The organism is Aminobacter sp. MET-1 (assembly GCF_026521175.1).
GTDB lineage: Bacteria > Pseudomonadota > Alphaproteobacteria > Rhizobiales > Rhizobiaceae > Aminobacter.
Genome location: NZ_JAMSHL010000014.1, coordinates 53,067 through 69,000, shown reverse-complemented (window position 1 = coordinate 69,000; position 15,934 = coordinate 53,067). Strand labels below are relative to the sequence as shown.

The 15,934-nt window shown below is 58.2% G+C and carries 12 protein-coding genes; 4 read left to right on the top strand and 8 right to left on the bottom strand.

All coding sequences use genetic code 11. From position 1 onward, the window contains the following. The 4 genes from NDO48_RS19195 to ligD all read left to right on the top strand — a co-directional run bounded on the left by NDO48_RS19195 (position 1) and on the right by ligD (position 5,782). On the top strand, positions 1–2,793 hold the full coding sequence (locus NDO48_RS19195; RefSeq protein ID WP_267322118.1) for a phospholipase D-like domain-containing anti-phage protein: 2,793 nt from the start codon (positions 1–3) through the stop codon (positions 2,791–2,793). 449 nt (positions 2,794–3,242) lie between these two features. Next, on the top strand, positions 3,243–4,508 hold the full coding sequence (locus NDO48_RS19190) for a Y-family DNA polymerase (RefSeq protein ID WP_267322117.1): 1,266 nt from the start codon (positions 3,243–3,245) through the stop codon (positions 4,506–4,508). A 4-nt stretch (positions 4,509–4,512) separates the two neighbouring features. Beyond that, entirely contained in the window at positions 4,513–4,764 is a 252-nt protein-coding gene (locus NDO48_RS19185; RefSeq protein ID WP_267322116.1) for a hypothetical protein, read from the top strand. A gap of 52 nt (positions 4,765–4,816) precedes the next feature. Continuing rightward, positions 4,817–5,782, top strand: a complete 966-nt coding sequence (ligD, locus tag NDO48_RS19180) for a non-homologous end-joining DNA ligase (RefSeq protein WP_267322115.1) — start codon at positions 4,817–4,819, stop codon at positions 5,780–5,782. Between the two features lie 59 nt (positions 5,783–5,841). Here the strand turns inward: ligD and NDO48_RS19175 are convergent, their stop codons facing one another. The 8 genes from NDO48_RS19175 to NDO48_RS19140 all read right to left on the bottom strand — a co-directional run bounded on the left by NDO48_RS19175 (position 5,842) and on the right by NDO48_RS19140 (position 15,920). After that, on the bottom strand, positions 5,842–6,213 hold the full coding sequence (locus NDO48_RS19175) for a dihydroneopterin aldolase (protein ID WP_267322114.1): 372 nt from the start codon (positions 6,211–6,213) through the stop codon (positions 5,842–5,844). A gap of 381 nt (positions 6,214–6,594) precedes the next feature. Beyond that, complete coding sequence (locus NDO48_RS19170) at positions 6,595–9,657, bottom strand: type IV secretory system conjugative DNA transfer family protein (protein WP_267322113.1); 3,063 nt, start codon at positions 9,655–9,657, stop codon at positions 6,595–6,597. Then, positions 9,629–10,678 (bottom strand): P-type DNA transfer ATPase VirB11, encoded by a 1,050-nt coding sequence (virB11, locus tag NDO48_RS19165; protein ID WP_267322112.1) that lies wholly within the window; start codon positions 10,676–10,678, stop codon positions 9,629–9,631. The genes NDO48_RS19170 and virB11 overlap by 29 nt, the downstream gene beginning before the upstream one ends. Continuing rightward, on the bottom strand, positions 10,675–11,676 hold the full coding sequence (gene virB10 / locus NDO48_RS19160) for a type IV secretion system protein VirB10 (protein ID WP_267322111.1): 1,002 nt from the start codon (positions 11,674–11,676) through the stop codon (positions 10,675–10,677). The genes virB11 and virB10 overlap by 4 nt, the downstream gene beginning before the upstream one ends. A 459-nt stretch (positions 11,677–12,135) precedes the next feature. Further along, a complete protein-coding gene (locus NDO48_RS19155; protein WP_267322110.1) occupies positions 12,136–12,984 on the bottom strand; it encodes a TrbG/VirB9 family P-type conjugative transfer protein in 849 nt (282 codons plus the stop codon). After that, the gene (locus NDO48_RS19150) at positions 12,981–13,715 is read right to left on the bottom strand and encodes a virB8 family protein (protein ID WP_267322109.1); all 735 of its coding nucleotides are present in this window, start codon (positions 13,713–13,715) and stop codon (positions 12,981–12,983) included. The genes NDO48_RS19155 and NDO48_RS19150 overlap by 4 nt, the downstream gene beginning before the upstream one ends. A gap of 138 nt (positions 13,716–13,853) precedes the next feature. Next, the gene (locus NDO48_RS19145; RefSeq protein WP_267322108.1) at positions 13,854–14,909 is read right to left on the bottom strand and encodes a type IV secretion system protein; all 1,056 of its coding nucleotides are present in this window, start codon (positions 14,907–14,909) and stop codon (positions 13,854–13,856) included. Between the two features lie 222 nt (positions 14,910–15,131). Further along, complete coding sequence (locus NDO48_RS19140) at positions 15,132–15,920, bottom strand: conjugal transfer protein (protein WP_267322107.1); 789 nt, start codon at positions 15,918–15,920, stop codon at positions 15,132–15,134. Positions 15,921–15,934 lie beyond the last annotated feature (14 nt).

Genomic DNA, 15,934 nt, shown 5'->3' with positions numbered 1-15,934 from the left:
ATGGAGGAAAACCCTTTCCGTTCCAGCTGCACCCAGTTTGCTGATGGCGGCGGTCTATCGCGCTTCTCTTCTCGGCACGGCCGCCTTTCTCGCACGTACCTCGCCGACCGGCTTAGAGGTGCGCGGACATACGACCGCATCGCGGGTTATTTCCGGTCATCTATCTTCGAGATAGTTGGCGAGGAAATTGAGGCTATCGAAAAGGTTCGTATTGTCGCAAATGCGGATCTCGATGCCGAGGATGTTGAGGCGGCTCAGAAGGTTCGCGACGCCAAACTGTTCCAACGCTTCACCGACGACGACATCGTCGTGGATGCGACAGTGCATCGCGGGCGCTATGCCAAGCTATACGAACTTCTGAGCGCCGGCAAAGTTGAGATACGAGTTGTGCCCAGGACGGTCGCCCCTTTCCTCCATGGCAAGGCTGGCGTCGTCAGAGGTGATAGCGGGGCCGTCGCTTTCATAGGATCAATCAATGAGACGCGGGCCGCGTGGGAACACAATTACGAGCTCGTTTGGGAAGACTCCTCGCCGGAAGGCGTCGAATGGGTGCAGGCCGAGTTCGATGAGTTGTGGGCGCAGGGAAAGCCGTTGCCCGAGGCGATCATTCGTGAGGTTGGCCGACTTGCGGAACGACGCGAGGTCGAAATCGTAGAATTTGCCACGAACCCAGCATTAGTGGCGCCCGCAGCTCTGGTCGAATCCCCGATCTATCGCGACGGCGAATCCCTTCAGCCTTGGCAACGCGCTTTCGTCTCTCAGTTCCTCGCGCATAGAGACACATATGAAAAGGTGCGGGCGCTGTTGGCCGACGAGGTCGGTGTGGGAAAAACGTTGTCGCTCGCGGTTTCCGCCCTGATCTCGGTGCTGCTTGGCGACGGTCCTGTCTTGATCCTTGTTCCTTCCACGCTCACGGAGCAGTGGCAAATCGAGCTGCTCGATCGCCTCGGAATGCCGGTCGCCCGATGGCACAGCACCAAAAAGTGTTGGATCGACCCAGCCGGCCGTACGATCAAGGGCGCAGGAGCGTCGGATGTAGCCCGCTGCCCGTATGCCATTGGGATTGTCTCAACAGGCCTCATCGTCCACGGGATGGACCGCCATGGCAGCCCGAAAGCAGGATCGGAGGCGGAGCACCTCCTTCGGCGGAAGTTCGGCATGGTCATTCTGGATGAGGCCCACAAGGCACGTGGGTCCGAGCCCATTGGATCTACCGCTAGGACGCCGAATAATCTGCTAACGTTCATTGAGCGCATAGCGACGCGGACACGGCATTTATTGCTCTCTACTGCCACACCGATCCAGACGAGCGAGAAGGATCTTTGGGACCTGCTCGAAGCACTTAACCAAGGCGCGGAGTTCGTTCTAGGGACATCGTTCTCCCATTGGCGGCGTCCCGACGTGGTTCTTCCCTACCTCAAAGGCGACAGGCAGGTCGCCGACCTTCGAGAGGGATGGCAGCTCCTCACAAATCCGATGCCGCCGATTGCGGATGATGATCTCATCGCGGACATCCGCGATGCGCTCGAAATGAAGCCGGGTGAGTGGGCGACAACGAAATTCGCGTCCGACATCTCCAATCCCGTGGTCACAGCGAAGGCAGACATGGAACTCACGGGGTTGCGGGAGGGTCTCGGTTATTTCCAGCGCGATAATCCGCTTCTGCGACATGTTGTTCTCCGGAAGCGGCGCGACCTTGAAAAGTTGGGGCTGTTGCCAAGCCTTCCCGTCGAAATTCACCCAAACCGGGACGTCCCGCCGCCAGGCCATCTGTTCAGGGAACTCAGCCTATTCACGTCCGATGCGTTTGACACTGCGTACCAGGCCGTGAACGCTTTCACAAAGGCCTATGCGAAGCGCGACAAGCCGGCTGGCTTCATGAAGACTCTACTATTGCAACGTCTCTGTTCGAGCCAAGCCGCGGGAATCGCGACGGCCCTTGCCCTGATGGGCGAGGGCGAACTTGATGACGATGTTCAGGAGGAAATGGAGGGTGAAGCGTTTGACGCATTAGCGGATGAGCGGCGACACCTGCGCACGATGATTGAGGCGCTCCAAGGCAGCGACGACCCCAAGCTGCGAGCTGTTCAATATTTCCTAGACGAGTACCGATCAGCCTCCCGTTCATGGCGCGAGATGGGATCGATTATTTTCAGCCAATACTACGATACATCGGCGTGGATCGCGGAATCGCTGAGCAGGGCTTATCCTGAGCAGGTCATTGCCCTCTATGCAGGTTCGGGAAAGTCCCGCCTTTTAGTCGACGGCAATGCGACTTCGATCGGCCGCGCGCAAATCAAGAAGCTTGTCGCGAACCGAGATATCAAACTCGTCGTCGCAACAGACGCTGCGAGCGAGGGACTGAATCTCCAGACATTGGGCACGCTCATAAACGTCGACTTGCCGTGGAATCCATCCCGCCTCGAGCAGCGTATTGGACGCATCAAGCGCTTTGGTCAGACACGTACACGGGTCGACATGGCGAACCTAAGTTACGCGGGAACCATCGACGAGAAGGTGTACCGCGTGCTTTCGGAGCGAATGAAGGTATCCAGCGACATTCTAGGTACTCTGCCGGAGACGATCGACGCCGATTGGATCGAGGACATCGAGACGCTGGAAAAACGACTTCGCGACTACACCGTGCCGCGCAAGCGCTTCGACCCGTTCGAATCCAAGTATGCGGCTGGTCTCAGCAAGGACGATCAGCGCTGGGATGAAGCGAGCGCGGTGTTTGCGCGCAGCGACATCGAACGGATCCTCTCGACCGGCTGGCCCACCAAACGTGGATAGTCGTGAGATGATCGGTTAGTCGAGGCGCCGAAGACGTCTTGTTGCCGAGCCTCGCGCGCCTGAGACGGCTGCTTGACCGGCTTGCTCGAGAATGCCGTCTTGGAGGCAATCAAAACTGAGCGTATGTCAGACGATGCGTTCGCCAATCCTCTAGTCGACCGCAAGCCGGCGGACTCTACGAACATTTTGTAAAACGGCGGGCTGCACGAAGTTGGGCAGGCAGGGGGCGTTTTGCGCTCGGCAAAGAGACGGTCTGGTATCACTCACAAAAGTCCGCAATGGGGTCGAAACTTGCCTATCGAGCAGAGGCAGCAACTACCGTGAATCGGTGTCCGAATAATGCACAGGGGCCGCAGCGACGCGCCAATCACTTTTCTTCGCTGAGAATCTTTTCCTCTTGACGACGTAGTCTGATAGGGTGTTCTCCTTTCGTTCTTTTCAGGTGCCATATGCGCAAGCCCGAGACGATCGAACGCCTCTACCTCGACTTTGATGGATTCTTCGCCAGCGTCGAGCAGCAATGCGACCGCCGCTTGCGCGGCCGGCCGATCGGCGTCGTGCCATTCGCCGGCACCGATCGAACCAGCATCATAGCGTGCAGCCGCGAAGCCAAGCTGCAGGGCGTCAAGAACGTCATGGGCGTGAAGGAGGCGAGGGCGCTTTGCCCTGACATCATCCTGGTTCCACAGAAGCCAGACCTCTATCGCCGCGCCCATAACGCTTTGCTGTCCGAGATCGAGACGGTCATCCCGATCGACACTGCCAAAAGCATCGACGAGCTTACCTGTCGCCTGGATGACGCGGGCCGCGCGTATCCAGAAGCACTCACCGCTCGTATCAAACAGGCATTGACCGAAAATATCGGACCATGGATCACATGCTCGATCGGCTATGCCGCCAATCGCCAGCTCGCCAAAATGGCCTGCAAGGCAGGCAAACGCAGCGATAGCCGCTATGGTGACGGCTTGGCCATATGGCGGCCGCAGGATCTTCCAGCGCCTCTGTTCGCCGTTCCCCTGGCCGATATTCCCGGCGTCGGCGACAAGATGGCAAAACGCCTTCATCGCGCCGGCATTTTCACGACGCAAGAGCTCTATGCTGTCCAACCCAAGCACATGCGCCAGCTCTGGCACAACGTCACCGGCGAACGCATGTGGTACGCCCTGCACGGCTACGACATCCAGGCGCCGATCTCCTCCCGCGGCATGTTCGGCCATGGACGCGTCCTGCCCCCCGAAGCGCGCACGATCGACGGCGCCCGCGCGATTTCGCGTCTGCTCCTGGTCAAGGCCGCCCGTCGCCTACGCCGCGAAAACTTCTACGCCGGCGGCCTTTGGCTCTGGCTCTCGCTTCGCGACGATTCATGGATGGGCAAGCGCAGGATACCTGTCGTCAACGACGACCAGGCCATCCTTTCCGCATTAACCGATCTATGGCGCGACGTTCAGACCGCGTATCCGCGCGGCCTCACAATCTTTCGAATCGGCGTCACACTCTATGACCTGTCGCCGGCGGCCGAGCGACAACTCGATCTGCTCCTGAATGACGATCGGCAACGCCGGCGCTGGGAATCGGCTTCCAACGCGATCGACGGTCTCAATTCCAGATATGCCGCCACCGTTGTCAGCGTCGGCCAGTGGCAACCGCCAGCGGGTGGAAACGCCGGCGGCAAGATCTCCTACACACGCATTCCCTCGGCCGAAGACTTTTGGTGACGACATGGGCTGGAAACAGGATCTCCGCGTCGGCGATCTCGCCGAAACACAGAAGCTCGAGGCGCGCTGCCTCAAATGCGGTCACACTCGCTATTTCACCCGGGCAACCATGTGCACATCTCCGGAACGCCAGTTCATGCGCATCGAGGAGGTCGAAGAAGAGGCCACCTGCAGAACCCGCGGCTGTAACGGCCGCATCCGGCTTTCCATGGTGCGCCTCGACGAGCTAACAGGATTTGTTGGAGGCCTTGCCTAAACACGACGATGCGGCGAGGGTTGCGGCAGCAGTCCGAGAAGAGGCACCGACTATGAAGAAGAGGGGAGGCGACGCCGGCGTACTGTCGATACCCCCTCCTGGTTTCATTAAGCCATGTCTTCCAAAACTCGTTGATCGCACGCCCAACGGCGAAAGCTGGGTCCATGAAATCAAACATGACGGCTACCGCCTGGCCGTCCGTGTCGCCGACGGGAACGTTCAGCTCCTTACGCGTCGCGGCCTGGATTGGACATCCCGCTTCCCTTTGGTCCATCAGGCCGCCCAGCTGCTTGCCGCTTCTTCTGCCTATATCGATGGCGAGGTTGTTATCGAGGGCGACAATGGCGTTTCCGATTGGGTTACGCTTCACGCATGCGCCAGCGCCGGCCGATGCCCGCACGCAACCCTATGGGCCTTCGATCTGCTCTTTCTTAACGGCCGGGATCTGAGACGGATTCCGCTAATCGAGCGAAAACAAATGCTCGCCGATCTCATTGGGCCACAGCCCGCCGGGATCCACTACGTCGAATACCTTCAAGGCAACGGCCCCACGATATTCACACATGCCTGCGCCCTTGGCCTTGAAGGCGTCGTCTCCAAATGCCTCGACAGCCAGTATCGATCAGGCAACACCGTTACATGGGTGAAAAGCAAATGCGAGCAACGTGGCCAATTCATCATCGCCGGTTTCATCCCGAACAGCGCTAATGGGCGAGCGGTTGGCGCTCTCGTTCTCGCCGAAAAGGCCGGCGATGATGACCTGAAGCTGGCCGGCCGCGTTGGGACCGGATGGACTACAAAGACAGCCGTCGAGCTTGTCGACGCTTTGCAGATGATCGAACAGTCGGCGCCGCCCTTGACGCTGCCTAAACAAAGCTATCGCAATGTTCGCTGGGTCCAGCCACTCGTTAGCGTCGACGTCGCATTTCGCGGGCGGACAGGAGAGGGGCTCTTACGCCACCCATCCTACAAGAAAATCGTTCACGTTGACCGAGCCAGGCGACGACCTCGCCCATAGGGTCGAACGGGTCTTTAGATCGGGTGGTGGGCACCCGAACTAGCTAGCAGATGCCGAGACTAGGTGCCGGCCACGCCCTCAAGTCTCACCCCAACATACTCCACATCCTCAAAAACATCCGGCTTGCGTGTCTCGACAACGGCACGGATGACACCCTCGCAGGACAGCACAAGGCTCAAAACGCGTCGCGCCACGGTCTCCTGCAACTCGATTTGAGCGGCGCTCTCCAGGGACTTTATGAAGCCGTAGATCTTGTCGTAATCGAACGTTCGATCGATCTTGTCGTTCTCTTCAGCCAGGTCCGCGACATCGACTTCAACGCTCACTATAAGCCGTTGGCTAGCTGTTTTCTCGTGATCGTGAACACCGATCCTCACCATCAGCTCTTGTTTGCGCAGGACGATCGTTTTCCGGACCACGTTCATCGTCATCGGCTCCATTGCCATTCAAAGCGCTGTTGTCCACAAAGACGAGAGATCGAATCAAGGATTCGAGGCGAAAGCAGCAGCGTCGGGCCAGCGGCGCACTCGGAGAGGATGGGCCACTCCGACCGAGGCGACGGCCTCGCTCTCGAACAGGAGGTGCATGCAATGTGGTTTCTACCACTTAGCATCACCCTCCAGATGAAAAGAACCCGGATCAGCTGGTCACTGACACTCCGGGTTCAATTCATGCTGTGAGGAAAGGGGCCGGCCGAAAGGTCGGTCCCACTCCTGCAGGTAATATATAGCCTAACAGCGTCCCTCATTCAATCTGCAACCCACTCCAACGGCCATTCGTCATAGCTTTGGAAGAGCGCTCGGGCATTCTTACTAATCTCCCGCCCTCTCCTCGGCGATCGGCTCTCTCGCCACCGCCCCATACGCCCGCATCTTTTCCTTGGCGTCTTCGTCTTCCAGACGCTCGATCGCCATCGAAACCATCGATTCGATCCCCTCGTTCATGGCCAATGGTTCCACATCCTCATCGGCCTTGCCGAACTCCGCGAACATCGCGTTCAACTCCGAATTCATCCGACCAAAAGTCGAACTGACTTCCTGGCGCTGCAAGATCGGCGAGCGCACCACGTTTAGATCGTCGCGCTCCGCATCTTTGCGCGACAATGACGGCGACCGATCATAGTGTGTCGGCGGAATGAAAGCAGTGTTGCTCAGCTTCTCGACATTTACCTCCAGGTCATCATTATCATCGCCGCGGCCATACATCGCGTTTACGTCGACGTCAGGAAGATCTGGTTCAACGGCCGGCTTTGGCTTCCTTGCCTCACGGTCTCCGGCTCCCTTTGCAGCAGCCTCGCCACCAGGCCGCTCGTCATGCCGGCGGCCCTCGATCGACGATCGGCCGCCAGATGCCTCCTGGCGCTTCTGACTCGCTTCTTCAACCGTCAGGCCGGGCTTGCGGGTCGCATCAAGCCCCAACCGAACCGCCAGTTCGTCAAGCGACGAGAAGAACACATGACGCTCGCCTTTGATGTCCTGCCACAGGAAGTCCACCGGCCGGATGCTGGTTTTCTTAAGCGTTCTGTTCGTCACGCCGGCGCCCTTCAGGGCTGCAACCCGCCGATGAACCGCTTCCGGATCCGGATAGTACATCTGGCGCGTCATCACGCCCTGAAAGGCGTCTAGCCGCGTCATGTACGTCTCGTTGTCCTCGATCGTCCAGGCGCGCGGCTGTATGACCGGCTTGCCGATCGCGCTGTACTTGTCCATCGCACGAAACTGACGTTCACCGCCGGAATCGAGCTTCATGATCCGCATGATCGGCATGCCGGTAACCTGTAGGATCGCCTCTTCAGGCTTCATCTGCATCAGCACATGGACCGGCAGCAACTCCACCCGCACCGGCGCTGAAGACCCACTACGGTCACGCCGGCCGTGCCGATACGAATAGGCGGGCTGGGCGACAAATCCGGTCTTGAAACCCGCAATCTGCGTGACGGCTTGGGCGTCCTCGACGTTCTGAAAGTTCATATAGAGCTTGATAGTTGACGCTCCCATAAGAATCTTTTGACCCGGCCGCTGATACAGCCGCTCCAGCTGCGCGCCATCCTGCAGGATGAAGACGAAGCGCACACCGTTCTTTCGGATCAGCGGCGCCAACGTCAGCACCGTGTCGAGGCGGCCGCCATTGCCAAACTCATCCAGCATCATGAGCACTTCATGCTCGCCGCTGCGCAGCGGTCCCAGCTGCACCAGGTTGTCGGCCATTTGCTGCACAAAGATCGAAATCAGCCGCTCATACATCTGGATGATGTTCCAGTCGGCCTGCAGGTAGATGACCATCTTCTTCTTCCGGATCTCGGTGATCGGAATTGTGGTCACAGACGTCATCGCCTCAATGAGCTCGTTCTGCAGGAAGTTGAACTTCGCGCCAATCTCGGCCGCGATGCCCTCGCCCAGCTTTTCATGACGGCCGATGAACTTGGTCAACTGCATCCGCGTCTGGTCCGACAGATGATCGCCATAGCGCTCGAGCAGCTGCGCGATCGCCGTGCGTTCGTCCGACATCGAGTTGAGAATGCGATACAGCTCGCTTAGCGACTTGCGCGTGTCCGGACACTCGATCACAAAGCCCAGCATCGCCACCAGCAGGATCCTGGCACTCTCTTCCCAGAAATCGTTCGAATCCGACCGCAGCCGTTCCGGCATCAACATCTGCGCCAGCTTCTGCAGATCGGTAATGCGCTGATGCGGATTCTTGCTGATCACATCGAGCGGGTTGAAACAATGCGTGCCATGCTGGCCAGGCGCCATCAGATAGACTTCATAGCCCTTCTGTTTCATGTAGCCGGACGTCTTCTCGTAGAGCTCCCCGCTCATATCGAGAATGAACATCGACCCGGCAAAGTTCATCATCGACGGCATGACGAACGCGCGCGACTTGCCCTGCCCGGGGGAACCAACCACCATGACATGCTGATCGCTGTCAGAGCGCAAAAGCATGCCCTGCTTGTAACCAAGCACCACGCCGTGTTTCTCGCGCAACCGGAAATCATATGCATCCTGCAGCGTCGCCAACCGCGAATCGCCCATCAACTGGCCCTGTCGGCGCGTCACCTCTTTCGCGATCGGAAATCCAATCAGAAACCCTGCGGCCGCCAGCCCGGCGAGCGCCGCAAATACTGTCAACCTCGCCGGCTGCACATACTGGCCTGCGGCGTTTGTCGCTCCAAACGGAGCCTGGTACATCGCGGTCAACGCGTTGCCGTAATAGTTCGCCACAGGCTCAAGCGTCAGACCTTTGGTCGCCACAAGGTAAAAGACGATCCCGTAGGCGATCACGCCGGCCCAGCACGCGGCGAAAACAAGACCTGAAGTCGTTACCAGGCTGAAGGTCGATCGCACATGAAGCAGATAGAGAAACAGGCGTGACAGAGAGCGGCCGCCCTTCAGCATCCACCAGACCACCCAGACATAGATGAAGGGAAAGGCAACCACGAAAGCCAGCACGGACAGCCCGAACGTGTTGCGGGTGAAAACGACCGCCGCGACTTGCCTCAAGCCGTCGGCGTAAGGCGCTATGGTCAGGTAGTCGATAAAGGACGGCTGCCCGAACGACGTGGCGTACATGTCGTAGATCAGCAAGAATGTGCCGAGCCAAATCAGAGCCGCGATCGTCAGCACAAGCGGAAATGTCAGGAACGACAAGCGCTGCAACGGCGACCAGGACTGCGAACGCGGCGTCTCTTCGGCCGCCTGGCGCAAAACCGCCGGATCGATCTCGAATGGATCCTGCTTTAACCCGCTGTCGGCCGAGAATTCGACCGGCCGCCCATCACCCTTTTGCGGGATCTCGATACGCCTCTTATCGTTCTCCTGCGACGCACTCGCCGCCAAGCGATCGCCGTTAATCGCTGCCGTGGACCCTTTGGCCATTTTCGTCAACCTCGTCGCGGAAATAGATCTCGCTGACACCCCGGCTGACTTTCTCGTCGCCCTTGCGAAGCTGGACAACGATTGGGATGATCGAGCGGATGTATCTCAAAATATCGTCCCGATCCATGCGAACACCGGCATTCACGATCAACGTCGATAACCGATTGAACGCCTGCTGCGGTGAGTTCGCATGAATTGTCGTCATCGAGCCTGGATGCCCGGTATTGATCGCATTCAGGAAGTCGAACGCTTCGGCGCCGCGCAACTCGCCCATGAAAATCCGGTCAGGCCGCAAGCGCAGCGCCGTGGCGAGCAAATCTCCCATCGACACTTTCGCCTCACCCTGATCGCCTTTCGAGACAAGCAATGAGACGACGTTTTCCTGCCGAGGTTCCAATTCGCTCGTGTCTTCCATCGTCACGAACCGCTCATGCATCGGGATTGCGGTCAACATCGTATTCAAGAAGGTCGTCTTGCCTGACGACGTGCCGCCCGAAACCAGCATGCTGCGCCTCTCGACGGCCGCAAGCTCAAGAAATTTCCGGATTTCCTTCTTGCGCAGTAAGACTGACAGCTCCCGGTCGACATCATCGATATCACCCTCGCCCGTCACCTTAACGCGCTCGAACGCACCCCGTTTTTCATAATCGTCCAGCGACAGCCGGCGGATAAATTGCTTGCGGATCGAAAAAGCATGGCCAGTCGCTGACGTCGGGCGGTACACGAACTGGACACGCTCTCCCCCCGTCAGAACGGCCGACAGAAGCGGGTTCTCGCGATTGATCACCTGAGACGTCAATGCTGCCGATCGCGTCGCCATCGTCTCTACGGCATACTCGGTCAATCCGGGCTCTTCGATCTTCTGCATCACCAGGCTGCCAGCCTTTTCCAGCCAGAGCTCACCGGGTTTCTGGCAGGAAATTTCGATGACCTCCGGATCGTCCAGATATCGCCGGATCGGCGCAATAGCCTCGCCCAGCCAATGGAGCGCCGTCTCATGCTTGCTAGCGCGCGCGTTCACTTGAAGACCTGCCCTTCCGGCTGCGGGATCCCAGAACGCTGCTCGATCCGAGGACGTGGAGCTCGCTTCAATCTCTTTAGGCGCTCGAACTCGGCCTGCACCGGGTCCACATAAAGCTCCGAGAAATCGAGATCGCGGGTCACGAACACATTGATGTCCGAGCCCTGGTTGATGTGGATCGTCGGCCTGATGTTCTTCGAACTGCCGAATGCCTCGGCCGCCATCTGCTGGATACCGGCTGCGATCGTCTCGGCCGCGATGCCGCGCGCTTCCTCTTCCGGCGACTGATTGCCGGACTGCGGAATTGTCGTCACGCTGCCATCGGGATTTCTGATCGTGATATAATCATTGCGCGATGGATTGCCCAAGGTCGCAACATACTGTGCCGCACCGCCGATCATCGTCAACAGTGCCGGCGGGCCGAAGCGCTCCCAGTACTTCTTGTCGACCCTGCCGGTCATGCCGGAACGGCCGAGGCGATCGGTGCCGAACGAGCCGAGCTGGATTGAAACGCCATCGCCCCTGATCATCCGCGTCCAGACGATGAAAACACGCTCCTGGCCCTGCTCGATGTCCGCCTTATAGTCCCCGATAAGGCTCGATCCAGCCGGGATCAGAATGCGGCGGCCGTCGAACGAATACACATCGTCGCGCACGATCGCCTTCACCATGCCGGCCAGATCGGAATTGATCGCAGTCTCCAACGTGCCACGGATCATCGTGCCTTGTGGGATCCAGGCGTCAGTCCTGTTGTTCTTCTTGGCCGTCGATACGTCAACGTCCTGCGAGCCCATAGCCTGCAGGAAGGCGCGATTTGCATCACCGCCACCGGCCGCTCCACCAACGCCACCGATGCCGCCAGGACCGCCAGCGCCACCTTCCGAGACGATCGGGTTGCCGTCAGCATCCGTTGTACCGAAGATACCACCAGGTGCTGCCGCCGCGACGTTTGCATCGACCCCGGCAGCCGCCATCTGTTGCGATTGATCATACACCATCGCATTCGCCCGAATCCGCTCCTGGAGCCTCTGGAGCCGAGCGAGCTCGATGCATTTCGGATGATCAGGATTGTTTCCGTTCGAGCAGTCGACCGGCATCTCCGCCGGCGGTTGTAACTCCGCCGGCGGAGTTACAACCGCCGGTTCCGCGGAAGGTGGCGGCGGCGGCGGAGGGGGCGCCTCCGGCACCTGCACAACCGGAATTTGCGGCGGTGGGGGCGGCGTGTTGAAAGACGGGTTCTGCGGCGTCTGCAGCGGCGTGAACGTCTCCGTCTCCGGTTCGTTCGTCGCAACCTGCTCTACCGGTGATGAAAACAGCAAATAGAGCACCGTGCCGACACCGAGTGCGGCTACAGCGACGGCCAAAGGCTTGCCAATGCCCATGCCGCGGCGCCTCACAGCGCCGCCGATCGCCCTCTCGTTCTCGATACTGTGACTGTAGTGAGGATCCGACATCGCCTACCTCGTCGAGCTTCTGTCAGAGTTCGCCGGTGACGTGACCGTGCGGCCCTTTCCGATCGGGCGCGGTCCAACCACACCCTCGATGGGCGCCGGGACATCCGCCGGCGCAGTGCGCAAATTGAACAGGCAGGTTTCCGTCTCCGTGCCGAAGCGCAAAGTCCATTGCCGCGAAACAGCATCGATCACGATGTAGTCCTGCTCGCGGCGATAATTGATCAGCGATTCCCGACGTTCACCGTCGACTGTAAAGATCGCCGGCGTATCGCCGGAAAACTTCATGAACGTCTTGATGCCATCATCGAACACCCAGACCGGTTTCGCGCCAGCATCACCCTTGAAGCCGTAGTCGTAATTGACCTTGTCGCGACGAATATTTTTGATGTTGGGGTTCTTCTGAGCTTCCTGGGCCTGCTCCCAAAGCTCGGCCATGCCCTTCATTCCCGCTTCTTCGGGGTAATGAAATCGAAGCTTGTATGTTTGGTTCCTCGCGTTCTTCGAGTCATTCACCAACAATTCGAACGAATAGGTGCGCTTCGTCGTGATTACCGACAAATTGGTCGGAGCGTCCTTTTCCATCGGCTTCAGCGTCAGCGATCGCCGATCCGCCGAGGTCAGGATCTGCCACGACACCGTGTCGCCGGCAACGACCTGCGTGATCAGTTCGTCCGATCCAAACAGGATCGTCGTGACCATGCCGTAGGTGCCGGTGACGACAAAAACCTGCTCCGAAGAATATGGCACAGAGCGAATGCGCGGATCATATCGGCCCGGCCGCGCCAGCAGCTCTGCATGCGCTATCGGCGCACTCAGCGCTACTGCTAAAACTGCCAGCCCTAGCCGCCTCATTGAGGCAGCCCCGACGGCATCATTTCCGGAACCTTGGTGTAGTCTGTCACCACGAAACCAAGAGGATTGAGCAGGCGAACCTTCTGGTTCATCTCAAGATTGGCCCTGCGAAAACGAACAGTCGCCGACCACCTATCGACCTTCGCCATGCCGCCCTGGCGGCGCTCCTCCGTTTCGAAGCGCACGTTCATGGTCGTGTCATTGAGCGGATTGACAGACAGCAAATTGGTCTTGATGTCTCCTTGCGCGCCAATTTCTTTGATCGGCGAGCGCGGATTGCCAGGGTTCATCAGGTCTTCGTAGTCGCGATAGGCTTTGCCGTTCGGATCGGACCAGATCGCGATCGTATCGAACGCGTCAGCGACATAGCGTGGATCATAACTTTCGCGCTTGATCACATAGTTGCCGACGAATGACGCCCTCACCGCCTGGAGCTCAGACACCGACTTGTCTTTCTCCAGCGTTGTCACCGTCTCCATGTAGCCGGTATTCTTATCAACGATCAGCGGAACGACTTCGACCGTCTTCAGCGGAAACAGCTGTGACGACGCATAGACCGAAATTCCTGCTACGACCCATCCAGCTGCACCAGCAGCCGCAAGAGCCACCGCCAGCAGCGACATGAGTGACTTTTGCCTCGCCCCCCATGTCTGGTGTTGCTGATAGATTTCTTCAGGCCCCGCTACTTTTCCCTCAGGCTCCGTCGCCGCCTTTTTTTTGAACCACGCCACTCGAATTCATCTCCGCATCGATTTCGAGAATCACCGTCAAACCTTAGAGCCTGAGGCAATGCCACAGGCACCCTAAATTACACTAGAGTAGAAGAAAAGCGAAAAGTGATGCAATGCCGCAACAGCACCACGCTATCTCTAACCTGCCCGGCCTCTCATGCGATTGGCAAGCATACGGCCCATGGTAGCGCCACCCCTACCCGCTGCCATGGCGGCTCGACCTGCGGAAGCGGCGCCAGCCGCACCGGCGACAACAGCGGCCTTGCCTCCTGTTGCCACAGCCGCCACTTTTGTTGCTCCACTGACAGCAGCACTCCGCCCGCCATCACCAGGAAGTACGTTAGACATCACAGTGCCATACGCAAATGTTTGTGCAAAATCCGGCACTTTAAAAATGAAGAAAGTAACTAGAAGCATGTAGGCAATCATCGCCATCGCGATGCCTAAGGCGCTCTCTTCTACCGCCATTCCCGTATTAATCTTATCGATAAATGTCTGAATGAACCCAAATGCAAAACCTGCCATTACGTATGTGAACAGCAAGGCAAACATGCCATAAGCGATCCCCTTTACCCATGCTCCGAACACAAAATTTGAGATCGGAAAGAAGTAGCATAAAATTGCTATAGGACCGATCGCTAGCATAACTGCTACAATCATCTTGGCGAACAATGTTACACCGGTAAGCACCAAAAGCATCGGAATTAACCCAAAGCCCAACACCATAAATACGATCAAAGAACCCACGATGTTTGGCCATGCGGCAGATTCATGAGCGGCAAACAATTCCATCGTGAAATCATAGACCTTTTGTGCCACCAATCCGACTTGATCCGCCATGTTGGTACCGCCGCTAATGCCCCCCATTCGAGCTGACAAAGCCGCGCCTAGCTGTTCTGGCGTTTCCAGAAGCAGCTTTCCAACATTCTCGTGGAACAAAGCCCAAGACATCACAAACGCGTAAGCGAGCGCGACCTTGAAGCCGGTAACCGCCATGTCCTGCACGCTGATGTGAGAGCGCCCCAACGCTCCCCACATAAAGTAAAGTATCAGGAAGAGCGCCAATATCGACGAGACAAGGCCCGAATGCTCCGCAAATAGGCCCCACGCACGACCGATCGTCGCGGCGTTTATCTCGTTAAAATACTGCAATGCTGCCGAGTAGAAATCGACTAACGCGCGCCTTGGGTCCATTTACCGTACTTTCAGACTAGAATTGATTGACTGGCCTCATTGGCCCGCAATCGTCCGCCAGCTGCTGCACAGCCACCAAGCCCGCATTTTCGGGCTTTCCCTCGTCGGCAAAAGCCGTCGCGGCTACCGGGCTCTCATCGGCGGAACATTTCGCCAAAAGCTCTTTGGTTGCGCAGCCGCTCAGAGCCGCACAACCCATTATTGCCAGTACGATCAGATACTTCACTGCGACTGCACCTCGAACTCCTGAAGCTGTTCGCGGACAGATTTGCCATTCGATTGTTGCCCGCCCGCACCTTTCTTCGGCAGTTTAGAGAATGTCTTCAACGACTGTGACGAAGCTGCCAACGCCGCGCGATATCTTTGTGATTCCAACACTACCGAGTTGTTCAAAGCTCCCACCGCCTCATTGGCTGTCTGGTTGCCCTGCAACACCATCTGCGTGTTCTGCTCCAGCGCACCCTTCAAATCCTGCGCCTTGCCAATCTGGCCGGCGGCACCGGTAAAGGCGGTGGTGCGCTCCTTAGAAGCCGCGTTCATTGCGTCCGTCATCGCTGTCAACGTCGTGACCGTCTGGACGCCCTGATTGTAAGCATTGTTTGCGCCAGAAAGCTCGCCACCAGTCGCAGCATCCTTAACCATCTTGACCAGGTTCAGGCCGTTGATCAGCTGCGCTGCCATGTTCTGGAACTGCCCACCAATGCCGCCAAACGACGCCTGATTGCCCTGCAGGATCGAGCCGAAGTCAGGCGCCTGGCCCATCGAGAAGCCGCTTCCTGTCGCCAGCGACGAGAACTGACCGGCATCCTGTGTGCGATCACCCGTGATCGCCTGCAGCGTCCGCGTCGTGTTGTCCTTGATGACCGTCGTGTCCGACTGAATCTGCGACGTCAGTTGCTGGATCTGCTGATTGACCTGGATGTTCATGGCATCCGTCACCGGCACCTGCGCATAAGCCACGGCCGTCGATGCCAGCAGCCCGATTGCACTCGAGAGAATAATCTTCTTCATGACCTGTTTTCCTT

Bases quoted from the DNA above. Each gene is read 5' to 3' on its own strand.
- NDO48_RS19195 (WP_267322118.1), top strand. From the start codon at position 1: ATGGAGGAAAACCCTTTCCGTTCCAGCTGCACCCAGTTTGCTGATGGC.
- NDO48_RS19190 (WP_267322117.1), top strand. From the start codon at position 3,243: ATGCGCAAGCCCGAGACGATCGAACGCCTCTACCTCGACTTTGATGGA.
- NDO48_RS19185 (WP_267322116.1), top strand. From the start codon at position 4,513: ATGGGCTGGAAACAGGATCTCCGCGTCGGCGATCTCGCCGAAACACAG.
- ligD (WP_267322115.1), top strand. From the start codon at position 4,817: ATGAAGAAGAGGGGAGGCGACGCCGGCGTACTGTCGATACCCCCTCCT.
- NDO48_RS19175 (WP_267322114.1), bottom strand. From the start codon at position 6,213: ATGACGATGAACGTGGTCCGGAAAACGATCGTCCTGCGCAAACAAGAG.
- NDO48_RS19170 (WP_267322113.1), bottom strand. From the start codon at position 9,657: ATGGCCAAAGGGTCCACGGCAGCGATTAACGGCGATCGCTTGGCGGCG.
- virB10 (WP_267322111.1), bottom strand. From the start codon at position 11,676: ATGGTGTATGATCAATCGCAACAGATGGCGGCTGCCGGGGTCGATGCA.
- NDO48_RS19155 (WP_267322110.1), bottom strand. From the start codon at position 12,984: ATGAGGCGGCTAGGGCTGGCAGTTTTAGCAGTAGCGCTGAGTGCGCCG.
- NDO48_RS19145 (WP_267322108.1), bottom strand. From the start codon at position 14,909: ATGGACCCAAGGCGCGCGTTAGTCGATTTCTACTCGGCAGCATTGCAG.
- NDO48_RS19140 (WP_267322107.1), bottom strand. From the start codon at position 15,920: ATGAAGAAGATTATTCTCTCGAGTGCAATCGGGCTGCTGGCATCGACG.